The sequence below is a fragment of the uncultured Streptococcus sp. genome (assembly GCF_963521865.1).
In the GTDB taxonomy this organism is placed as follows: Bacteria; Bacillota; Bacilli; order Lactobacillales; family Streptococcaceae; genus Streptococcus.
In genome coordinates this window covers 1-9,327 of the sequence record NZ_CAUQWY010000049.1, presented here as the reverse complement: position 1 = coordinate 9,327, position 9,327 = coordinate 1, and the positions used below count along the sequence as shown (strand labels likewise).

Sequence of the window (9,327 nt, the reverse complement as noted above, 5' to 3'; positions counted from 1 at the left end):
CATCTGAGTCTGCATCAACCAGCGCAAGTCAATCAGCATCAGAATCTGCATCAACGAGCGCAAGTCAATCAGCGTCTGAGTCAGCATCAACAAGTGCAAGTCAATCAGCATCTGAGTCTGCATCAACAAGCGCAAGCCAATCAGCATCTGAGTCTGCATCAACAAGCGCAAGTCAATCAGCGTCTGAGTCAGCATCAACAAGTGCATCAACAAGCGCAAGTCAATCAGCATCTGAGTCAGCATCGACAAGTGCCTCAACGAGTGCAAGTCAATCAGCTTCAGAATCTACTTCAACAAGCGCATCAACAAGCGCAAGTCAATCAGCGTCTGAGTCTGCATCAACAAGTGCAAGTCAATCGGCATCTGAGTCAGCATCAGAATCTGCCTCAACAAGCGCAAGTCAATCGGCTTCACAGTCGGCATCAACAAGTGCTTCAACAAGTGCAAGTCAATCAGCATCTGAGTCAGCATCAACAAGCGCAAGTCAATCAGCTTCTGAGTCTGCCTCAACAAGCGCAAGTCAATCAGCGTCAGAGTCAGCATCGACAAGTGCTTCAACAAGCGCAAGTCAATCAGCTTCAGAGTCTGCCTCAACCAGCGCAAGTCAGTCAGCATCAGAATCTGCATCAACAAGCGCAAGTCAATCAGCATCAGAATCTGCATCAACGAGCGCAAGCCAATCAGCGTCTGAGTCTGCCTCAACAAGCGCATCAACAAGCGCAAGTCAATCAGCATCAGAATCTGCCTCAACCAGCGCAAGTCAATCAGCGTCTGAATCTGCATCAACCAGCGCAAGCCAATCAGCATCTGAGTCTGCATCAACAAGTGCAAGTCAATCAGCATCAGAATCTGCCTCAACAAGCGCAAGCCAATCAGCGTCTGAGTCAGCTTCAACAAGCGCAAGTCAATCAGCATCAGAATCTGCATCAACGAGCGCAAGCCAATCAGCGTCAGAATCTGCCTCAACAAGCGCAAGCCAATCAGCGTCAGAGTCAGCATCAACAAGCGCAAGCCAGTCAGCATCAGAATCTGCCTCAACAAGCGCAAGTCAATCAGCATCTGAGTCAGCATCAACAAGCGCAAGTCAATCGGCATCAGAATCTGCCTCAACAAGTGCAAGTCAATCAGCATCAGAATCTGCATCAACAAGTGCAAGTCAATCAGCATCAGAATCTGCATCAACAAGCGCAAGTCAATCAGCATCAGAATCTGCTTCAACAAGTGCCTCAACAAGCGCAAGTCAATCAGCGTCTGAGTCTGCATCAACAAGTGCCTCAACAAGCGCAAGTCAATCAGCGTCAGAGTCAGCATCAACAAGTGCATCAACAAGCGCAAGTCAATCAGCATCTGAGTCTGCATCAACAAGCGCAAGTCAATCGGCATCAGAATCTGCATCAACAAGCGCAAGCCAATCAGCGTCTGAGTCAGCATCAACAAGTGCAAGTCAATCAGCGTCTGAATCAGCATCAACGAGCGCAAGTCAGTCAGCATCTGAGTCAGCATCGACAAGTGCCTCAACAAGCGCAAGTCAATCAGCGTCTGAGTCTGCCTCAACAAGTGCAAGCCAATCAGCATCTGAGTCTGCATCAACCAGCGCAAGTCAATCAGCGTCAACAAGTGCATCAGAGTCAGCATCAACAAGTGCGTCAGAATCAGCAAGCACATCAGCTTCTGAATCAGCGTCAACAAGTGCATCTGAGTCAGCAAGCACAAGCGCTTCTGAATCAGCATCAACAAGTACGACAAGTCAAGAACAATCAACAGCTCAGCCTGTTTCACAAAGCACAGCTGCTAGCTCGAAACAGCTATTACCAAATACTGGTACAGAAGCATCTAAATCATCTGTACTTTTAGGAGCTTTGGCTGCTGTAACTGGTCTAGGTTTGTTTGCCAAACGTCGTAAACGTGACGATGAAGAATAATTGAGTTAAAAATACCTAGAGAGTATTCTTATCCCGATTTATAAAACTCCCTTAGATGGTCTTCCATCCAGGGGAGTTTTTTCATTATGTGACTATTGATTCGTCTCGTTCTGTAGTGAATCTATAGTATAGTAGATTGAAATAAGAACAATACACCGAAACTCCTAAAATATTTTTAGAAATTAATTTTCCTTTTCTAATCTTTTATTATTATATTGTTTCAATATATAGTTGATTGAAACAAAAATAGTACACCTTAGCTTGCAGGAAGATTAATCATTTACAATAAAATATTGGAAATTTTATTGTCTTATTTCTATTTCAATCCACTATACTATAGAACAGGACAATGTGGTTTCTAATGCTAAACAAAAAAATAAAAAACTTGTGTTGCACAGCTCAAAAAACTAATTTGAGGTTAAGGATAAGATATTGGCGAACTTAAAGAAGGGATTCGTGATGAAGTGTCGTTAATCTGACTTGCTTTTTAATCTTTGAGGAGTATGATTTCTAAGTCAAGGAATGTATACCTATATTGGATGAAAATTTGATTGTTAGTATAGTTGATTTCTAGCAAGAAATTAATCTTGAAATAAAATAAATTTTTTATGAGAAATTGCCAAATCTTGCTATGTTTATTTTGTTAGTTCGCTTAGTAGGTAGATTTTGTCTTATTAAGAGAGATGGGTATTTTAGGAGATAATACATCATGCTAACAAAGTATTTTGTGGGAAATTTATACTGGGTTTTTGTAACAAAAACTTAATATTTCTCAATCGAAACATAAAAACAAAAAAGTTGCATAAAAACAAACTTCAAACGCTTTTTAATGAATAAAATAAGGAAAATAGTCATAATTATAAAAAAATCCCAACTTGGTCAAACTAATATAAAAATGCTTTTTTTTTTTTAGGTAAAAATGTTTTTTTGGGGTATTGAAATATTTGATTTATTAACGTATAATATAGTTTGGTATTTTATTGACAAATGCACATAAATATAGAAGGAAGGGGATCTAAAACATGTTTTTTAGACGCCAAGAAGGTGAATACAGAGAGACCGATCGTGTCACTCGTTTCAAGTTAATCAAGTCAGGTAAGCATTGGTTACGTGCCTCGACGTCTCAATTTGGACTTTTTAGAGTTTTACGTGGTGGTGTAGATACACCATCTATTAAAGCGGATTTAGTAGATGCTTCAGAAAACCAGAATTTAACAGGTTTGGCGATTATAAAAGCCATAGCAACGACGGGAGTCGTGTTGGGAGGAGGCATTGCCACTCAACATGCTTATGCTGAGGAAAATACGAAAGTTCTTGAGAAAGAAATCGGTACAGATGAAGCCTTGGCTAATTTAGGTTCTGCTGTTATTGGAAATAAGAGTGAGGTTGCAAGTGATTCAGCAACTCCAAACACACACTCTGAATCTAACAATGCCAGTTTGGAGGTATCGACAAGTACAAGTACTAGCTTAAAAGTTTCAGAATCAGCAAGTACAAGTACAAGTATCAAGGAATCAATTTCTAACAGCACTAGTCTGGAAGTGAGCTTGTCTGCAAGTAAGGCAATTACTCAATCTGGAGCAACTTCAGAAAATCTAGTTCATTCTATTTTGGGTCAAGGTTTGACTTCACAAGCTTTGACGAAAGAAACAGTAAGTTCTCAGACAGCTACAACCAATCAAGCTGCAACGACAGCAACTAGTTTGGTGGCAACAAATGTAGCTGAACAGACAATTAAAGAGACTACAGCTACTGCTAAAGATGAAGCTGTTTTATCAGCTAGTATCGCATCTAGTCTTAACTCTTTGGCAAAAATTGAGACTAAATTGGAAAGTTTGACAAATCAAGCGTCGGAAATGGTTACTACGGTTGGGAAAGCTGCTGTAGTTGAATCGGCGGCAACTGGTGTCAACAAAAAAGCTGAAGAAGACCGCAAACGTCTGTCTAAAATCTCAGCTGAGATGGGTGAATTCCTAGCTAAGTCTATCGGTTTACCTAACATGGATTCAGCAGTTACTAAAGTTAACGCAGCTGTAACAGCTATCGAAGAAGCTTTGAAAAATCCAAACGCTGACCTAACAGATGTTATCAAAAAAGCGACACTTGCACGAAACTCTATTGCCAATGCTGTATTGCGTGCAAATTCAGGAAAACGAGACAAGCTAAATGGCCAAGTCATGAAGCAAGGATCGCAATTTAGAGTTAAAAACGTGATGTCAGGTTCCAATGCGATTGGTGATGAAGTCGTTACCTATGGTAGGAACGGTGAGAAAATTAGAGCTTTTTCTTCAGGTAACTCTGACAATGCGGAAAATCGATTGAATAACAATATCAGTCTAGATGTTAAACCGGAATATGACAATAAAGGAAAGATTACTTCTTTAATTTGGACCCTAGCATCTGACCCTAAATCGCAACTGTCTCCAACTTTGGCAAATAACTGGATTCAAATTCCAACAATTGTCAACATGCCTGAAGAAATCATTAATGCGGACTATCGTTCAACGATTACTGGTCAGTATGATGATTTGTCAAACTTAGGTATCACTGCTAATGACCATATGATGCCTGGTCGACACGGTGTGATGGAACTCCGTGGAACTGAGAAGACTCCTTTGTCAAGTTTTGGACGTGCAGACCGTGGTTTGACTTCTCTCTATAGTGAAGATGAAGAACACAATATGTTCCGTGCATTTTCACGTAGTCAAAATGCAAATTATGATTCAACTCGAGCCTTGAAGGATGCGGTAAATCCAAAAACACAAGAGAAACGAACTATTTGGCAACGTGTGCAAATATCAGCTGGTGGTTCTCATAATGTTATGCGTTTTAGAACGACAGTGCCAGACTCAACTACTAATGGTATGATTAAGAACATGCAAGTTCTCTATGGTACGGCCTCGCCAGCAACAACTTTTGCGGCTATTGGTCTTCATACCAACCCAGCGGATATCAGTGACAAAGAAGCTTACCCAGTTCGTATCAAAGGTGGCAGCACCCAGTTTGTAAACCAAGTAAATGCACCATATAGCTATTACGATTTTGTGCGAGCTGGATTTGAAGCATGGGGAGAAGTTGTAGATCCTACTTTAGCAGATAATGGTTTTCCAGATGCTAATAAATATCTAATCAATTCAGCTCAAAATGGAGAAGATTATGGGGTTCCTAAAGGACCAGTAGATAGTAGAGGAGTTCTACAAGGAACCTTGACCTATCGTAAGGCATCGGATGGAACAGAAGTGCCACGTAAGTCTATTGGACGTGAGCCAGGTGTAATGGCGTTGAACATCCACCGTCACTTTACAACGGATGGTTTTGAAGATGATACGCCAATTACTTTTGTTATCAAACCAAAAACGCCACGAATCACAACCCAGTTGCAAGAAGGTGTTGAAAAGCAAGATATTCGTGTTGCAAATGCAATAGCAGGTAAGAAAGTTGCCCTTTATGAAAATGGTAAGCTAATTGCAAAGACAACGGCAGCAGCAGATGGCACAGCAGTCTTTAATAAGGTTGGTTTGGGAAGTGGAAATAGCTACCATGTGAAGACGATTGTAGATAATCAGTCTACCTATACAGATAGAGATGGTGTGCAAAAGAACTATGTTGAGTCTGATGAAAGTAACAGGGTTACAGCGCATAACATTGTTAACCAAACTCCGACAGCACCACGACTAGTTGCACCAAATGCGGGTCTTACTGTAGGAAGCGCAACAGCTACTCCTGTAGAAACTGCTGATAAACCAGTTGACAAGATGACGCTAACTTATCGTCCAACAGGGGAAAGAAATGATAAGACAGTCACTATTCAAAAAGTAGATAACAAATGGGAAAAACAGGGAGATTTCCCAGCTACACTTGGTTTTAATCCAGATACAGGAAGCATTGAGATTCCAGCCGCTGTAGTGGAAGACCATACCAAGGTTGTTGCTACTTCGACCTACAAACGTAGTCAACCTGCCAAATCAGAAGCGACCGTTTCTGCAGTTAATACTCAGGGACCTAAAATCACTATTACAAAAGATGGGAAATCCATCCCAGTTTCTTCTACGATGGGACAGGATATTGCTCCAGGTTCTCCGATTATCTATGCTGGTGAGACTTCTAGTATTGTTGTCACAGCCTCTGAAAAGGAAACGGGTAATAACAAAATTCCTACCTTTAACATAGTGGATTTCTCAAACCAAATGGTAAATCCAGGCGGTACATCACAAAACTTTGATCCATCTAAGGTAACACTCACAAAGAATGAAAGCGATCCGAACCTCAAACGGACAGTCTTACGTCTTGACCCAACACTAGAAGATGTAGGAAATAAAAAATTCGGAATTGTTGCGATAGATGAGAATGACAATGCTACCTATTCAGGTTTAGGTCTTGTCGTCAAGGCGCAAAAGGATAAACCAACCAACGATCCAACAGCAACTAAGTATGAAATTGCAAAAGATCAAACTCTGACAGATGAAACAATTAAAGGTTTGATTAGCAACTACGAGACAGATGGTACGACCATTTCTTTGAATCGCGATAACTTAGATGTTACAAGAGCAGGTGAACAAAAAGTAACTGCAACCTTGACTTATAAGGATGGTTCAAGTGAAACGGTTGATGTTCCAATCTCGGTTATTGATAACCAAAAACCTGTGATGGGTCGAATTGAGGCAGTTAAGAGTGCGACAGTTACAGCCTCTGAACCACATAAGCTTGTTGTTTACCGTGGGGAAAGTTTTGAAGCAAATCTTAAATATACAGATGACCAAGGGAAGATCGTTTCTTTCAAGTATGCAAATGATGCGAATCCATGGGGACCATCATCAACAACAGCAAGTTATCAAGGACCATTTGGAAATGTCAGACTAGAAGTTCCAACCAATAAACTCAATGTTGATGGACAAGCAACAGAAAGCAATCCTCTAAAAGTAAATATTAAGGGGGATGTTCCACTTAATGCAGCTTTGGGATCTTATACTCGATATCTTTATGCTTATGATAAATTTGGAGCCTTTTCAGGTGGAGATAATCTGAAATATGATAGTCCAACTGGAGATACTCAGGGTTCAGGTTTCAAGATTGAAATACATGCTCAAACTGATAAGTATGAAGGAGGGGAATCGTCGGCTAATCGGACACTTACACCTCCAACTGGTCAGCAAACAGTTAACATCCCAGGTGCTGCTGGGGACTATGTTACAGCTGCTCAAGGAACTCCAAGCCATCCAACTGGTACTAGATATGAGTGGAAACCAGGAACAACCTTGACAGGTTTAGGAGTTGGAGAACATACGAAGACAGTTGTAGTCACTTATCCAGATGGCTCAACAGATGAAGTGCCTGTTACCTTCACAGTTACTGATACAGTAGCACCAACGATTACTAATTTGACAGTTAATAGTGGTGCAGAAATCGATAAAGCGAACCCACATAAGATTATTGTTTATCGTGAAGAAGAATTCAGTGTAGATGTGAACTTGACAGATAACAGCGGTCGCTTGAACAAAATTAAGGTAGGAGATCACAAAGCTACTCCTCCAGCAGGTGATTTTGAGGTTAATGGTGCTAATATTAACATTCCTAACAAGGGAACAAGTATCAATTTTACCAATAAATCTAATAATTTGGGACAAGATGGTAATGCGACAGATACTAATCCGTATAAAGTAAATATTTCAGGCCATGTAGGTAAGAACCAGCAACTTAATAGTGACGCTAGCCGTAACAGCTGGAGTCGTTATATTAGTGGATATGATCCATCGAACTTAACGAATAACAATGGAACCAATGTTGCTACAAATAACGCTAATATCCAGATTGAGTTCCGTAAGCAGTCTGATAAATATACTCCGACAGCGACAAATCCTACAGTCAAGATGACTTCAAATGGAACTGTTCCAGATTTGGGATCACCAGAGAATTATATTTCTAATAAGTCTGCCTTGCCAACTGAAGGAACAACACCGAATACAAGAACGACTTATACATGGAAAAATGGTGAAAATCCAACTGTTCGAAACGGTCAATTAACACGAACAGTTGTAGTTACTTATCCAGATGGCTCGACAGATGAAGTACCTGTTACTATTACTGTAGATGATTCAGATTATAGATCTCTGTCAGTGTCGACAAGTGTTGTATCATCAACATCAGTTTCAACGAGTGTAATCACATCTAGATCGACATCTGAGAGTGTGATCACCTCACGCTCAACTTCTGAGAGTGTAATCACATCTAGATCAACCTCTGAAAGTATAGTATCTTCACGTTCTACCTCTGCTTCTACATCGACATCAGCAAGTACAGTGACATCAAGAAGCGTTAGCCAAAGTGCATCGACAAGTGCATCTAAGTCAGTCTCGATGAGTGCTAGCCAAAGTGCATCGACAAGCGTATCTAAGTCAGTCTCAATGAGCGCAAGTCAATCGGCTTCACAGTCGGCATCAACAAGTGCTTCTAAATCTGCCTCAACGAGCGCATCGACAAGTGCCTCAACGAGCGCGTCTAAGTCAGCATCGACAAGTGCAAGCCAGTCAGCATCAACAAGTGCATCGACAAGTGCAAGTCAATCAGCAAGCACTTCAGCTAGTCAGTCAGCATCAACAAGTGCATCGACAAGCGCAAGCACATCAGCATCGACAAGTGCAAGCCAGTCAGCCTCAACAAGTGCATCGACAAGTGCAAGTCAGTCAGCATCTGAATCTGCCTCAACAAGTGCATCAACGAGCGCAAGTCAATCAGCTTCTGAATCAGCATCAACAAGCGTGTCAGAATCAGCAAGCACAAGCGCTTCTGAATCAGCATCGACAAGTGCAAGTCAATCAGCATCTGAGTCAGCATCGACAAGTGCTTCAACGAGCGCAAGTCAATCAGCGTCAGAGTCAGCATCGACAAGTGCATCAACAAGCGCAAGTCAATCAGCGTCAGAGTCAGCATCGACAAGTGCTTCAACGAGCGCAAGTCAATCAGCGTCAGAGTCAGCATCGACAAGTGCATCAACAAGCGCAAGTCAATCAGCGTCAGAGTCAGCATCGACAAGTGCTTCAACGAGCGCAAGCCAATCAGCATCTGAGTCAGCTTCAACAAGCGCAAGTCAATCAGCATCTGAGTCTGCATCAACCAGCGCAAGCCAATCAGCGTCTGAGTCTGCATCAACCAGCGCAAGCCAATCAGCATCTGAGTCAGCATCGACAAGTGCATCAACAAGTGCAAGTCAATCAGCGTCTGAATCTGCATCAACAAGTGCATCAACCAGCGCAAGTCAGTCAGCTTCAGAATCTGCATCAACAAGTGCATCAACAAGTGCAAGTCAGTCAGCGTCTGAGTCAGCTTCAACAAGTGCATCAACGAGCGCAAGTCAATCAGCTTCAGAATCTGCTTCAACAAGCGCTTCAACAAGTGCAAGTCAATCAGC

Annotated in this window: 2 protein-coding genes; both read left to right on the top strand. The window is 41.6% G+C overall.

Annotation, left to right across the window (positions count from 1 at the left end; all coding sequences use genetic code 11):
- A partial coding sequence (locus RWO85_RS09100; RefSeq protein ID WP_314415451.1) for an LPXTG cell wall anchor domain-containing protein occupies positions 1-1,922 on the top strand: 1,922 nt, incomplete at its 5' end.
- A gap of 1,022 nt (positions 1,923-2,944) precedes the next feature.
- Positions 2,945-9,327 (top strand): accessory Sec-dependent serine-rich glycoprotein adhesin (locus RWO85_RS09095; RefSeq protein ID WP_314415449.1); only part of this gene is annotated, 6,383 nt, incomplete at its 3' end.